This is a genomic window from Actinoplanes sp. NPDC049802 (assembly GCF_040656595.1).
GTDB lineage: Bacteria > Actinomycetota > Actinomycetes > Mycobacteriales > Micromonosporaceae > Actinoplanes.
Genome location: NZ_JBFAMR010000130.1, coordinates 1 through 12,892, shown reverse-complemented (window position 1 = coordinate 12,892; position 12,892 = coordinate 1). Strand labels below are relative to the sequence as shown.

14 protein-coding genes are annotated in these 12,892 nt (G+C 72.3%); 8 read left to right on the top strand and 6 right to left on the bottom strand.

Annotated features, from left to right (window positions below; genetic code table 11):
• Positions 1 to 299: 299 nt before the first annotated feature.
• Positions 300 to 1,304, top strand: coding sequence for a hypothetical protein (locus AB0I88_RS39855; protein WP_361037249.1), 1,005 nt, complete (start codon positions 300 to 302; stop codon positions 1,302 to 1,304).
• A gap of 102 nt (positions 1,305 to 1,406) precedes the next feature.
• Here AB0I88_RS39855 and AB0I88_RS39850 read toward each other — a convergent pair whose 3' ends face one another.
• Entirely contained in the window at positions 1,407 to 1,970 is a 564-nt protein-coding gene (locus AB0I88_RS39850; RefSeq protein WP_361037247.1) for a GNAT family N-acetyltransferase, read from the bottom strand.
• Between the two features lie 229 nt (positions 1,971 to 2,199).
• Between AB0I88_RS39850 and AB0I88_RS39845 the strand changes: the two genes are divergently transcribed.
• Entirely contained in the window at positions 2,200 to 3,060 is an 861-nt protein-coding gene (locus AB0I88_RS39845) for a hypothetical protein (RefSeq protein ID WP_361037245.1), read from the top strand.
• Between the two features lie 557 nt (positions 3,061 to 3,617).
• Here AB0I88_RS39845 and AB0I88_RS39840 read toward each other — a convergent pair.
• Entirely contained in the window at positions 3,618 to 4,334 is a 717-nt protein-coding gene (locus AB0I88_RS39840; RefSeq protein ID WP_361037243.1) for a DinB family protein, read from the bottom strand.
• 122 nt (positions 4,335 to 4,456) lie between these two features.
• Here AB0I88_RS39840 and AB0I88_RS39835 point away from each other — a divergent pair, with 122 nt between their 5' ends.
• The 3 genes from AB0I88_RS39835 to AB0I88_RS39825 all read left to right on the top strand — a co-directional run bounded on the left by AB0I88_RS39835 (position 4,457) and on the right by AB0I88_RS39825 (position 8,198).
• Complete coding sequence (locus AB0I88_RS39835) at positions 4,457 to 5,071, top strand: VTT domain-containing protein (RefSeq protein ID WP_361037241.1); 615 nt, start codon at positions 4,457 to 4,459, stop codon at positions 5,069 to 5,071.
• A gap of 173 nt (positions 5,072 to 5,244) precedes the next feature.
• A complete protein-coding gene (locus AB0I88_RS39830; RefSeq protein WP_361037239.1) occupies positions 5,245 to 6,855 on the top strand; it encodes a serine/threonine-protein kinase in 1,611 nt (536 codons plus the stop codon).
• 65 nt (positions 6,856 to 6,920) lie between these two features.
• Complete coding sequence (locus tag AB0I88_RS39825) at positions 6,921 to 8,198, top strand: alpha/beta hydrolase (protein ID WP_361037238.1); 1,278 nt, start codon at positions 6,921 to 6,923, stop codon at positions 8,196 to 8,198.
• Here the strand turns inward: AB0I88_RS39825 and AB0I88_RS39820 are convergent.
• Together AB0I88_RS39820 and AB0I88_RS39815 are read right to left on the bottom strand one after the other, a co-directional pair.
• Positions 8,179 to 8,847: an HAD hydrolase-like protein gene (locus tag AB0I88_RS39820; RefSeq protein ID WP_361037236.1), complete on the bottom strand. Its 669-nt coding sequence runs from the start codon at positions 8,845 to 8,847 to the stop codon at positions 8,179 to 8,181. The genes AB0I88_RS39825 and AB0I88_RS39820 overlap by 20 nt on opposite strands.
• Positions 8,844 to 9,503 carry a hypothetical protein gene (locus tag AB0I88_RS39815; protein WP_361037234.1) on the bottom strand — a complete coding sequence of 220 codons (660 nt, stop codon included), beginning with the start codon at positions 9,501 to 9,503 and terminating at the stop codon, positions 8,844 to 8,846. The genes AB0I88_RS39820 and AB0I88_RS39815 overlap by 4 nt, the downstream gene beginning before the upstream one ends.
• 58 nt (positions 9,504 to 9,561) lie before the next feature.
• Between AB0I88_RS39815 and AB0I88_RS39810 the strand changes: the two genes are divergently transcribed.
• Positions 9,562 to 10,008 carry a MarR family transcriptional regulator gene (locus tag AB0I88_RS39810; protein ID WP_361037232.1) on the top strand — a complete coding sequence of 149 codons (447 nt, stop codon included), beginning with the start codon at positions 9,562 to 9,564 and terminating at the stop codon, positions 10,006 to 10,008.
• A 73-nt stretch (positions 10,009 to 10,081) separates the two neighbouring features.
• Here AB0I88_RS39810 and AB0I88_RS39805 read toward each other — a convergent pair whose 3' ends face one another.
• Positions 10,082 to 10,642: a hypothetical protein gene (locus tag AB0I88_RS39805; RefSeq protein WP_361037230.1), complete on the bottom strand. Its 561-nt coding sequence runs from the start codon at positions 10,640 to 10,642 to the stop codon at positions 10,082 to 10,084.
• 89 nt (positions 10,643 to 10,731) lie between these two features.
• On the bottom strand, positions 10,732 to 11,340 hold the full coding sequence (locus AB0I88_RS39800; protein ID WP_361037228.1) for an isochorismatase family cysteine hydrolase: 609 nt from the start codon (positions 11,338 to 11,340) through the stop codon (positions 10,732 to 10,734).
• Between the two features lie 16 nt (positions 11,341 to 11,356).
• Here AB0I88_RS39800 and AB0I88_RS39795 point away from each other — a divergent pair, with 16 nt between their 5' ends.
• Together AB0I88_RS39795 and AB0I88_RS39790 are read left to right on the top strand one after the other, a co-directional pair.
• On the top strand, positions 11,357 to 12,301 hold the full coding sequence (locus AB0I88_RS39795) for an NAD-dependent epimerase/dehydratase family protein (RefSeq protein WP_361037226.1): 945 nt from the start codon (positions 11,357 to 11,359) through the stop codon (positions 12,299 to 12,301).
• Between the two features lie 44 nt (positions 12,302 to 12,345).
• Complete coding sequence (locus AB0I88_RS39790) at positions 12,346 to 12,726, top strand: hypothetical protein (protein WP_361037224.1); 381 nt, start codon at positions 12,346 to 12,348, stop codon at positions 12,724 to 12,726.
• The last annotated feature ends 166 nt before the right edge of the window (positions 12,727 to 12,892 follow it).

The window sequence follows — 12,892 nt, the reverse complement described above, 5'->3', positions numbered from 1 at the left end:
GTGGGGTTGAGCGTTCATCGCGTACATGGCCGCGTTGTAGGCGTCCCAGGTGTGGTGCTCGCGCAGCTCGTCACAGATCAGCCGCTCGACCGGTATCCGCACTCGACACGGTCCACCCGGCGCCGCGCGCCGACGGCCGAGGCGATCGCCCATGTCCGGACGGCGATCGACGGCCCCGGGAGGAGCATCCCGGTGACATCGCCGGGTACCGGATGCCGAACGAACCGCTGTCACCGGGGAACCATGGCGAGGGCTGCCGCGTCTCATCCCAGTCGGCAAGATCAAGAGACGGGGCTGTCATGCGTGTCGTTCGAACCCTCGCCGTGTTGCTCGGATCCGCGCTGCTGGCCGGTTGCGGGGCCGCTCCGGACGCCTCGTCCGCGGAACCCGCCTCGTCCGCGGAGCCGCCCGCGCCCGTCCCGGCCGGGGCGCTGCCGGACGGCTGGCGGTGGGAGTCCTACGGTGGCGTCCAGGTGGGTGTCCCCGCCGACTGGCAGTGGGCGGACCGCGGCCTGCGGGTCGACGCCTTCTGCATCTTCGACGGCCGGGAGAAACCGCCGGCGGTGGCCCGGCCCTCCGGCGCCGTCCCGCTGATCGCCTGCGGGGACGGTGAGCGGCTCATGAAGAACACCGGCTGGGTGGTGGCGTTCCAGCCCGCCGACCCCGGGACGCCGGACGGAACCGAGGAACACGACGACCGCAGGACGGTTCGCCTCGCCGGAGTCGAGGTCGTGGTACAGGCGCCGCCGACATGGCGGGAACGGATCGCCGCCACCATCCACCAGGCGCGCATCGACCACAACGGCTGCCCGGCCCGTCACCGGATCAGCGAAGACCCGGCGGCACGCCCCGCGAAGCCGGCCGACGTCACCTCGCTGCGCGGCGTCACCGCCGTCACGGCCTGCAAATACATGATCGGCTCCCCGAACATCCTGGAGGGCAGCCTGCGCCTGAACGGGGGCGCCGCCGCCCGCGCCGTCGAGGCCATCGCCGCGGCCCCGGCCGGCGGCGGCCCCGACCACCCGGATCAGTGCCTGCCCGAGGTCTCCTACGGCGACGACACGATCGTGCTGATCGTCGACTCGACGGCCGGACGGTCCGAGATCGCCGTCCGCTACTCCGGCTGCGACCACCGCGGCTTCGACGACGGCGTCACCCTGCGAGCCCTCACCCCACAGACGCTGGCGCCCTTCGTCGGCGGGCCGAACGAGGCCCTCCTGCCGCCGGAACTGTCCGGCGAGCCCGAGCAGCCGAGCACCGGGGCCGAGCCCGCGCCTGCGCTCAGCGTGGGCCCAGGCCGGTGACACCGTCGGTCAGGACTCGTGCAGGGTCGCCTTCTCCGTGATGCGCGGGACGCCCTCCGGCACTGTCGCGGCGCCGGAGCGGGATCGTCCTCGTCGCCGCGATCACTGAAGCCTCTCCCACTGCTGCTCGGTGATCTCGTAGCGCACGCCCCCGTACTCCGCCCCCTCGGCCTTCCGCATGTCGGGAGGCGTGTCGAGGGTGCCCGTCATCGTCATCCCGACCTTTTCCATCACTTTCCGGGAACGGTCGTTCAACGACATCGTGTCCGCCCAGACCCGGCGCACGCCGAGTTCCGTGAACGCCTTCGCCAGCAGGGCCTTCGAACCTTCGGTCGCGTAACCTCTGCCCCACTCCGCCTGGCGCAGCCGGTAGCCGAGTTCGACCTCGTCCAGCGGGCCCTCCTGCTCGGGGCACAGGAGGAACCAGCCGACGAAGGCGCCGTGGTCCTTGTCCTGGGCCGCGAAGAGCCCGAAATCGCCGCCCCACCGCTCGTAGCAGGCGAGGATGTTTCGCAGGCCGCGCTCGCGGTAGTGCTCCGGTGGGGTCGGCTCGCCGGTCAGGTAACGCATGACCGCCGGATCACTGTCCAGTTCGGTCAGCAGGTCCGCGTCGTCGGCGGTGAACTGGCGTAAGGTCAGGCGCTCGGTGTCCAGGAAGGCATCCACGAGCGCATCCTGGTCCACACGGGCGGGAGACGGCCACTGCTTTTCCGGCCCGGGTCCGGCCGGCGGCGCGCGGGTCGTACCGGAATCCTCCGGCCGGCCGTGGGGGCCGCCTCGGGACGCCCGAGAGAGCGCCGACGGCCGGCCGTACAACATCGGCCACGGCCGGCAAGGTCCGGGCGGCGGGCTTTGTACCCGGGAGGTGCGACGTGCCGGGAGGTATCTTTGCTGCGTGAGGACGCGCAGGTTCCCCCTGGCGCGGGTGGATCTGGACCAGTCCGTGTGCCCGCTGCCCGACGACGTCGCCGCGGCGCTGCCGGAGACGGTCACCGTGGTGCTCGATCACCGGGTGCTGGGGATGACGGCTTCCCGGGCGGTGTTCGAGTCGGCGGTCGTGCAAGATCCGGGGTGGCGGCTCACCGAGGTCGCGTGGCCGGCCGATCTGCGGGCCGGGGTGCTGGTCACGGTCTCGGTCCGGGAGGGGCGGGTGCACCTGCGGACCGTCGTGCTGGACGAACCGGTGCGGGTGGACGGCGTCGACTACTTCCATGAGTACGACCCTCGCGTGATCACCCGCGAGTTCGACCCGGGCATGTCCAATCGCGGTCAGGTGCTCAACGCGGTGCGGCGGCTGGGCCGGGTGTTCGAGGACGGCAGCGCGGTCTTCGCCGAGGCCGGCCTGCCGGCGCACTGCGGGCTGGGCCGGGGCCGGAAGGGCCTGTTCCTGCTGCGCAACGCGGTGGAGCAGTTGCTGCGCGAGGGCTATGTCACCCGGGTGACCGGCAGCACCGGGCCGGACGGCGAGCTCAACTATCCGGCCGTGGACGGCGAGGAGACGCTGGACCTGCTGTTCTACGCGCCGCTGGTGGAGCCGGCGCCGCTGCCGGGGGAGCCCGGCGAGCACGGCGACGGGGCGGGCGGGGAGCACCGGGCACACTGGGTGCACGGGTTCGTGCGGCGGCTGCCACCGGGTGCCCACGCGTCGAAGAAGCAGCTCAACCTGCATCAGCAGGCCATGGAGACCGAGGAGATCGACGGTTTCACGCTGGAGCCGGGCTACACCTTCGTGAAGCGGCACCACCGCGGCGGGTGAGGCCGCCCGGCGCCGCCACCCGCCGGTTCGGCATCGGCATACTGTGGTCACCGCCCTCTTCGCCGTCGAAGAATTCGGCGAGTTGGCTCGCCGTGACACGTCCGCCGGACGGGAGTTCGCCTTAACGCCATCCCCACGGAAAATCCGGGGGATTTCCCAGCTCAGACCGCATCCGACCGGCCCACCCGAAGGGAGTCGAGCCGCATGTCTCACGTCGTCAGCACTGGCACGGTTACGCTCCGCCGTGGCAAAACTTCGACACCACACATTCATTCCAACCGGTTTGGTTCCCACCGGCCGGACGCCTCGAAATTTAGCACACCCGTTTCACTTGCGCCCCCACGGGGGCACCGGATACGCCTTGGCCGCGAACTAGCTTTTCCTGTCCTGGCTCCGCAAGGAATCCGTTTCCTCCCCACGGCTGAAGCCGAGGGCTTCCACGGAGGTTTCGATGAATCGCATGCGCCAATGGTCGGCCGCCCGGCGCCGTCCGGGCCTCATCCGTCGCGGGTGAAGAGCCGGCCCGTTCCGGGCACCGGGGCAGGGTGGAGCCCGGGCTACGCGCGGTCCAGGTCGCGCAGGGCGAAGCGGAGGTGTTCCCACTCCTCGCCGAGGATGACGTGCAGGCAGTGCAGCACCGGCTCCTCGTGGTCGGTGGCCCACGGCACGATGCGGGGCTCGGCGAGCAGTTCCGGCGTGGCGGTGGCCAGGAAGTCGCGGACCATGGCCTGGCGTTCGGCGCGGAAGGCGAGCGTCTCGGCGTACGCCGGAGGCTCCTTCGCGAAGATCGACATGTCGTAGCCGTCCGACTCGTACTCGACGTGCGGCTGGCCGTACGGATGGAACGGCTGAGGCAGGCGCAGGATCGCCTTGCCCAGCCAGGCGTCGGTGGCGAACGCGAGATGACGCATCGTCTGGGCGAAGGACCACTCGCCGTCGACGGTGAGGTCCGCGGTGCCGTCCGGCATGGACGCCACCCGGTCGACGGCGGCCTCCCACGCCGCCTCCACCGCCGTCCACGCCCGGCGCAGGCCGTCGGGGTCGCCGGACTCTCGCAGGTCACGGCCGGGGAACCGGCGGTTCAGCTCGGTCTCGACCAGCGGGGCCACGTCGACGCCGTTGACGAACAGCGGGCCGTCCGTGAGCCACGGCGCGTCGATGTCGAGGCCGCGCACGTCGACGCCGCGCATCACCGCGCCGGCCAGCGTCGACCGGTGGAACCGCGCCTCGCGCAGATCCCGTTCGACGAACTCCAGGGTCTTGTTCTGTGCCATCAGCGCAGTATGCCCCTATCGCGGTAGTGATAGCCCTACCCCGGAGAGGAGGGTGCGCACCATGGTCAACGGGACTCCCGGGTTCGTACGGTCGATGGCGACAGACCGGCGGAGGGGGAACGATGGCGGAGCACCTCATGCCGCTGATCTGCTCGCCATGGCTCTACCTGATCGTTTTCGCGGCGGTGGCGGTCGACGGTTTCCTGCCGATCGTGCCGTCCGAGGCCGCGGTGATCGGTCTGGGCGCGCTGTCGGCGAGCGGCTCGCCCGACGTCTCGGGGCTGGTGGTGGCGGTCGTGGCCGGTGGGATGACCGGGGACCGGGTCGCCTATCTGCTCGGCCGTAAGACGGGCGGCCGTTTCCGGGGGCGGCGGCTGGCGGCGGCGCGGGACAGAGCGGAGCGGGCCCTGCTGCGTCACGGTGCGGCGGCCATCCTGATCGGCCGGTTCCTGCCGGGCGGCCGGACCGCCACCACGGTGACCTCCGGGCAGGTGTCTTTGCCGCCGGGGCGGTTCTGCCTGTTCACCGGCCTGGCGGGGCTGGCCTGGGCGGCGTACACGATCGGGCTCGGCCGGCTGGGTGGCGCCCGGTTCGCTGACTCGCCTCTGCTGGCGGCGCTGTTCGGGATCGCGCTCGGCACCGCCTTCACCGTCGTCCAGGCCTTCGTGGACAGGCGGCGCGCTGCCCGGCGACCAGCGCTGCCCTCCTCCGACCCCGAACCGGTGAGCATGAGTTGACCAGGCCGGGTCTCGGGTGGGCCGTTTCGACCGTACGGTGCGGGCTCGGCATGGCGGCCGGGTGGGCCGTACGGCGCGGGATCGGCGGCCGGGTGGGGCCGTCCCGGCCGGACGGCACGAGATCGGCTCCACAAGGGATGCGAGCCGGCGCGGATCACGGCAGGATGCCGGGAATGAACGAACCGGGCGGTGCGTCGGGAAGCGGAGCACATGCGGGTCTGGTGCTGGGTGGGCGTTACCGGCTGCTGGCGCCGATCGGCGCCGGTGGCATGGCGGTGGTCTGGCAGGCGCACGACTCGGTGCTGGCGCGGTCGGTCGCGGTGAAGATGGTGACACCGGGGCAGGCCAGGGACGAGCGGTCACGGGAGCGGATCCGGCTCGAGGCCCGGGCGGCGGGAGCGCTGTCGCATCCGAACATCGCCCAGGTGCACGACTTCGGCACGGTGGAGATCGACGGGCAGGTGCTGCCGTACGTGGTGATGGAGCTCGTCACCGGCGGGACGCTGTTGCGGCGGCTGGCCGCGGGGCCGGTGGTGCCGGGGTTCGCCATGCGGGTCGGCGCGGAGATCGCGGCGGCGCTGGCGGCGGCGCACGCGGAGGGCCTGGTGCACCGGGACATCAAACCGGGCAACGTGATCCTGGCTCCGACCGGGGCGAAGGTGGTCGATTTCGGGATCGCGGCGGCCGCGCGCACCCGGTGGCCCGAGCCGCCCGGATCGAGACGCCCGGCGGACGGCGGCGAGGCCGGGATCCTGGACGAGGTTCTCGGGACTCCCGCCTATCTGGCGCCGGAGCGGCTGGTCGGGGACGCGGTGGTGCCCGCGTCGGACGTCTACGCGCTCGGCGTCGTCCTCTACCGCATGCTGTCCGGCCGGTCGCCGTGGAACAGCGAGAACACCCGGCAGATGCTGGAAGCGCACCTTTACGTGCCGCCGTTGCCGTTGCCGCCGCTGGACGGGGTGCCGGACCGGGTCGTCGAGCTCTGCAACCGCTGCCTGGCCAAGGACCCGGAGCGCCGGCCCACCGCCGAGGAGGTCGCCGTGGTCCTGCGGGAGAGTGCCGGGCTGCGGGTGATGCCCGTCGACCGGCCGGTCGAGCCGATCCGTCCGGACGGCGTGTCCGTGTCCGGTCCCGTGAGCGTGGCGGCGGTGCCGAGCGCGGCGGCCGTGGCGGGTGGCGGGGCCCCGGCGGAGGTGCGGGCGGACGGCGGCCGGGTGCCGGCGGTGCGCTGGGCGGCGGCGGCCGCGCTGCTGCTGACCGCGGGCGCCGCCGGCTGGCTGTTCCTCCGGGACGACGACGACGGCGGGGCCGGCGGCGTGGTGGCCGTGGAGTCCGCCGCCGTACCGTCCGCGGGAGGCGCCGTCCCGGCGGGCAGTGGTGCGCCGCGGACGGCCGCGACCGGAATGCGAACCGCCGCTACCCGGCAGGCCACACCGGGCGCCGCGACGTCGGCCCCGGCGCCGGCGGTCGGGACCACCTCGACGACGGCGCCCGCACCGCGGCCCACGGCCACGACGACGGCGACCGCGGCGCCGACGGTGACGGCCACGACGGCGGAGCCGGAGCCGGTGCGGCGCACTCTCTCATCGGCGGGCGGGTCGGTGGTGGCGGTCTGCCACTCCGTCGGGTCGGCGGAGATCCTGTCCTGGGACGCGTCCGGCTCGTACAAGGTGCGGTCCACGGATCCGGGGCCGTCGCCCGCTCCGTCGGTGACGTTCAAGCATGGCAACGAGGTGGTGACGATGACGGTGAGCTGTGATTCCGGGGCTCCGGCTCTGGCGTGACCGATCGGCGGCGGCAATAATCGCACGCACAGTGCAATAATCACCGCCGTCTATCGGGAGAGTCGATGAGGATTACTCGCCGTACGCTGCTGGCGCTGCCCGCCGGAGTCGCGCTCGCCGCCGGGACGTCCACACCCGCGCATGCCGCCGCACCCCGGCCGGCCATCTTCGTCCACGGCAGCGCCGGGTCCGCGATGCAGTTCCGGGTACAGGCCAAACGACTGGCCTCCAACGGCTATCCGGCGCAGATCATCGAGGCGCACGAATACGACTCCCCGAACATCGTCGCCATCCTGGCCGAGGTGTACGCCGGACTCGACGCCCGCATCGACCGCCTGCTCGCCGCGAGCGGCGCCGACCGGGTGGACCTGCTGGCCCACTCGCTGGGCACCTTCGTCACCCAGGGCTACCTGAACAGCTCCCCGGCCCGGGCGGCCCGCGTGGCCCACTACGTCAACCTGGACGGCCGTCCCGCCGCCGCCCTGCCCGGCGGTGTGCCGACCCTGGCGATCTGGGGTGAGGGCGACCCGGCCCGTACGGTCGCCGGCGCCACCAACGTCCACTTCCCGGACCAGTCGCACACCCAGACGGTGTCGTCGGCCGAGTCGTTCACGGCGATCCACCGTTTCCTGCGCGGCGGCGATCCCCGTACCACCGAGGTGTGCCCCACGCGGGTGGCACACGTGTCCGGCCGGGCCGTGCTGTTCCCGAGCAACGCCGGGGTCACCGAGGCGCGTCTGGAGATCTACCGCGTGCATCCGGCCACCGGCCGCCGCCTCGGAGACCGCCCGGCCGCCCGCGCCGCTGTCGGCGCCGGGGGAGCGTTCGGTCCGGTCCCGCTGGACCCGCACACCCGGTACGAGTTCGCCCTGCTCCGCGACGGCCAGTCCACGCACCACTTCTACTTCGAGCCGTTCCGCCGTTCGGACTCGTTCGTCCGGCTGCTCACGAGCCGCCCCGGCGAGGGTCTCGGCGCCCTGGTCGACACCAGCGACCGGCACACCGCGCTGACGATCCAGCGCCAGAAGGAGTGGTGGGGCGGCGAGGGCGACCACCTGTGGATCAACGGGCAGGACATCCTCAACCCGGCAACGGCCCCGCACAACCGGCGGGTGATCGGCATCTTCGCCTTCGACGACGGCAGCGACGGCGTCACCGACCTGACCGCGCCGCTGCCGGAGTTCATCGCGCAGACGTTCATCTCCGGCGTCGACCTGTTCATCCCGGCCTCCGCCCGCGGGACCGTCGAGGTGACGGCGCAGGAACGCGGCGCGGGCCGGACCCGGCTGAGCGTGCCCGCCTGGCCGTCGAGCGGCCACCGGGTCAGCCTCGAGTTCGGCTGAGCCGCTCCACCACCGGCACCACCTCGGGGAAGGCGCCGATCGACGCGGTGACGTGCCGGCTGTCGAAGTCCTCGAGCCGGCGCACCCCGCTCTGCAGGCACGCGATGAACGCCAGCCCCGCCCCGCCGGCCGCCACCGCGTCACCGGGCGAGTCACCGACGTAGACACACTGCGCCGGTGACAACCCGGTGTGCGCGAGCAGTTCGTCGAAGGCGCGCGGGTCGGGTTTGCCGTACCGGGTGTTGCCGCGATGGTAGGCGCCGGACACCCGGCCGGCGATGGCGTGACCGGGCTCCAGCATGTGCCGGATCTCCGACTCGGCGCGCGAGGTGAGCAGCAGAACCGACCGGTCCGACTCGATCAGCGCGTCGAGGGCGTCCAGGTTCTCCGGCGGGATGACGTCGAGCAGGCCGTCGGCGACATGCCGTTCCATGGCGGTCTGGAACAGCGGGCCGAACTCCTGCAGGTCGATGCCGGGGGAGCGCCGCGGCATGGCCTCCAGCAGCGGGTCACCCCAGGTGGCCAGGTGCAGCTCCCGGGACATCGGCGGGCGGCCCATGGCCGCGAGGACCTCGTTCTCCAGTACGAACGACGCGGCCTCGGTCATGCACAGGGTGTCGTCGACGTCGACGATGACGGCCCGGATCATCGGCGCGCCGCGTCCAGCAGCGTCCGCAGTTCGTCGTGCGGGAACTTGTCCGGCCCCTGCCGGATGCTGTAGAAGTCCTTCTCCTGACGCCAGTCCTGCTGCCTGGCCCAGTGCCGCCCCTGCCCGTCGGTGTACCAGGTGACCGCCTGCCCGCGCAGGTCGTTGCGTTCCAGCCAGTCGGCGGCCGACGGCCAGTAACCGGTCCAGCCGGCCGGGCGCAGCGACGCGTAGGCGGCGTCGACCGCCGCCGCGGCCGCGTCCCCGTCGTCGCCGTCGTAGAGCGCGGCGAACCGGCACAGCAACGCCAGCGCGGGGCCCGGTTCCGGGTCGACGGCCCGGCAGATCAGGTCGAGCTCGGACCAGCGCAGTGCGTGCGGATGCCACTGCGCCATGTCGTCCCAGCCCAGCTCGGCGGGCTCGGTGAGCCCCGGCACGATCAGGCCCAGCTCGTAGCGGTCGAGTTCGAGGGCGACGTCGAGCACCAGACCGCAGCCGCCGCCGACCTCGAAGACCACCTCGACACCCTCGATGTCCTCGTCGTCATCGAGGCCGGCATCGTCGTCGAACCGGTCGGCCAGGTCGCCGATGCGGTCCTCGTCGTCGTAGGCGAACGTGTACCGGGCCCAGAACACCGGATCATGCAGCGGGAGGTCCATGGGAAGATCATGCCCGACCGTTGACCTCAAGGAAGGTTCAAGTTCTACGGTCCGTGGCATGACGCAGACCGACGCCGAACTCGCCGGACAGCCCGCCGCCTACTGGACCCGGATCGCCTACGAGGCGATCATCTCCTTCACCCGCGCCCAGCAGGCCGCCGCCGGATTCACCCAGCCGCAGTTCTGGCTGCTGCGCCACCTGTCCGAGAACGACCTGTTGCCGGACGGGCGGGGCCGCACCGTCGACGAGCTGGAGCAGGCGATGAGCGAGTACCTGCGGCCCGAGGACGACCTGGCCGCCGACGCCGGGACGCTGCGGGAACGCGGCCACCTCACCCGTGACGGCGACGGCCGCTGGTCGATCACCCCGGAGGGCGAGGCGGCCCGGCTCGAGATGAAGAGCCACGCTCCCGCGATCCGCGCCCGGATCCACGAGGGCGTCGACGACGCCGACTACGTGACCACCCTGCGGGTGCTGCAGAAAATGATCAGCAACGTGCGGTGATCGGCATGGCTCCTCCCAGCCGTGGCACGCGGGCTCCGACCATCGGCGCCATCAGATCACTGTCGAGCTGCGGTCACGGCTTCCACAGATCCGGTGACGGCCACCCCGCCGCCCGATCCGATTCGGTCAACGGCCGGTAGTGGACCGTCGACAGCAGGCCGCCGTCCGGGCCGAAACCGCGGAACTCGGCGGTGTCGTCCGGCGACCGGACCAGCCCGGGCAAGGAGACCAGGCCGGACTCCGGCACCGCGACGGTGATCGCCGCGCCGCCGTAACGGACCTCGACGGTGGTGACCGCCCGGGTGGCCATCACGGTCAGCTCGGCCACCCAGCGGCCGTCCACCCCCGCCAGCTGGGCGCCCAGCGACACCAGATGGCGGCCGCGCCAGTCCGGGAGCGGCCCGGCCGGGCGGTCGAGCACCCACTCCGGCAGGCCGCTGCCCGACGACGAGTGCGGGGCGTCCCGGTACAGGTAGACGTCGTCGAGGAGGTCGCCGTCGCCCGGATCGCGGTAGAGGACGATCGCCGCGGTGAGATCGTTCCACCGGCCCACCGCGGCGAGCACCCGCTCGCCCGGCCCGATCCGGGAGGGCAGCGCCGTGACGCCCCGCTCCAGCAGACGACTGTCGATCATGGGGGTGACTATGTCACCAGCGCAGCGCACCCTTCACCTGAATCCCACCACCGACACGAATCCGGCCACCAGGGCCATGGATCCCCCGCTCAGGCCGCGCTCAGACTGCCGATGACCTCCGCGGTGGTGCTGAGCGTGACGCCGATCCCGGCCAGGTCGGCGAGACGTTCCGGGCTGGTCTGCGACACGGCGTCGGTGGCCAGCACGGTGCGGAAGTCACGCTCGCTCGCCTCGAACAGGGTCGCCCGCGGGCAGTTCGGCAGATTGCAGCCGCACACCACGACCGTGTCCACGCCACGCGAGCGCAGCCACCGCTCCAGATCGGTGCGGTAGAAGGCGCCCCACCGCGGCTTGAACAGCACGATCTCGCCGTCGCCGACCTCCTGCGGGCGGCCGCTCAACAGCAGGCCGGCGTCCAGTTCGACAGGCGCGGCGGGTCCGGCGAGCAGCCCGGCGCCCGGCGTGCCCGGCGCCGCGATCGTCGTCACCCCGCGCCGCGGCAGATCGATGTCGGGCGAGCCCGGCGGGTACAGCCGGACGATGTGCACGATCGGCCGGCCCGCCCGCCGGAACGCGGACGCCAGCTCGTCCACCCGGGGCGCCACCTCGACGGTGCCGCCGATCGACGCGAAATCGGCCTGCATGTCGATGATGATCAGGCCTGAGGCACCCCAGTGCGGCACGACGTGATCGGTCATCGACTAAAACTAGGCGATGCGCAGAGCTCTCGTCATCGGCGGCACCGGTCTGATCGGCCGGGCCGTCGCCCGTCGCCTGATCCGTGACGGCTGGCGGGTCACCGTCACCGGCCGCGACCCTCGCCGTGCCCCCGCCGACCTGTCCGGCGTCTTCTTCCGCAGCACCCGCGACGTCTGGCCGTCCGGCGACCACGAGCTGGTCGTCGACTGCGCCTGCTACACGGCCGAGCACGCGCGCCAGTCGTTGCCGCTGATGCGCGGCGCCCGATCCGCGGTGATGATCTCCAGCAAGGCCGTCTACGTCGACGAGTACGGCAACCATGTGAACTCGGCGGTGCCGCCACGGTTCACCGGGCCGGTTCGGGAGGATCAGCCGACCCTGCCGCCGGGCGACATGCTCTACGACTCGCCGGAGGGGTACGGGCCCAACAAGGTCGCCGCCGAACAGGTGCTGCTCGACAGTGGCGCGCCGGTCACGGTGCTGCGGGCCTCCAAGGTGCATGGTGAGGGCGCCGTCCCGGCACGGACCTGGTGGTTCGTGAAGCGGGCGCTCGACCGGCGGCCGGTCGTACTGCTCGCCGGACGGGGGCGGGGCGTCGACCATCCGACGGCGGCCACCGACATCGCGGCTCTCATCGCCCGGGTCGCCGACCGGCCGGGGCGTCGGGTGCTCAACGTCGCCGACCCGATCGCGGCCGACGGCCTCACCATCGCCCGGATCGTCGCGGCCGAGCTCGGCCATTCCTGGCGGGAGGTGCTGCTCGCGGAGTCGTCGCCGCTGGGCCGGCACCCGTTCCATCGACTGCCCGGGATCGTCCTGGACACCAGCGCGGCGGCGGCACTCGGCCACGTGCCGGAGGGCGACCTCACGGCGGAGATCCGGTGGCTGGTCTCGCATCCGCCGGCCACGGATCCGGCGGGATGGTTCGACTACGCGGCCGAGGACGCGGCGATCGCATGAGCCCCCGCCCCGATGACGGCCGGGATCCCGCGGAGAATGGGGCGATGGACGAGGATCTCGCCGACTATGTGGCGGTCGGGGCCCGGGAGGATCTCGACCGGCTGCTGGCCGAGTACCGCCTCGGCGCGGCGGAGGTGGGTGACCGGATTCGGCAGCGGCAGCCTGCGCGATGGGCCTCAGGATATGTTCCGCCGCCCGAGTTCCTGGTGCACGTGTCGGTGTTGCGGCCGCACGGGCCGTTCGGCTGCGCCGGCGACGAGGAGGCGCTGGCCTTCTGCGGTGCGGTCGTGGACGCGATGGTGGCCCGCTACGGTCTCGACCGCGGTGCGGCGGTCGACCGCCTGAACCGGCACTGGTCCGGCACCGGGGTCTGGAGGTATTTCCCTATTAGATCTACGTGTTGCGCAGCCGTGCGTTGCATGTAGAAGGGCCTCCGTGAGCAAACACTGGCAAGTACATAGGGTGACAGGTTCGCCGCTCGTTGTACCGTCGCGCCTCGGAACGTGTCAAGGGATTGAGGCCAACGGGAGTTAAGCGGCTTGCGGTTGGGGCTGGGTTTCCTGGTCGGGCCGGTTGATCCAGACCTGCTCG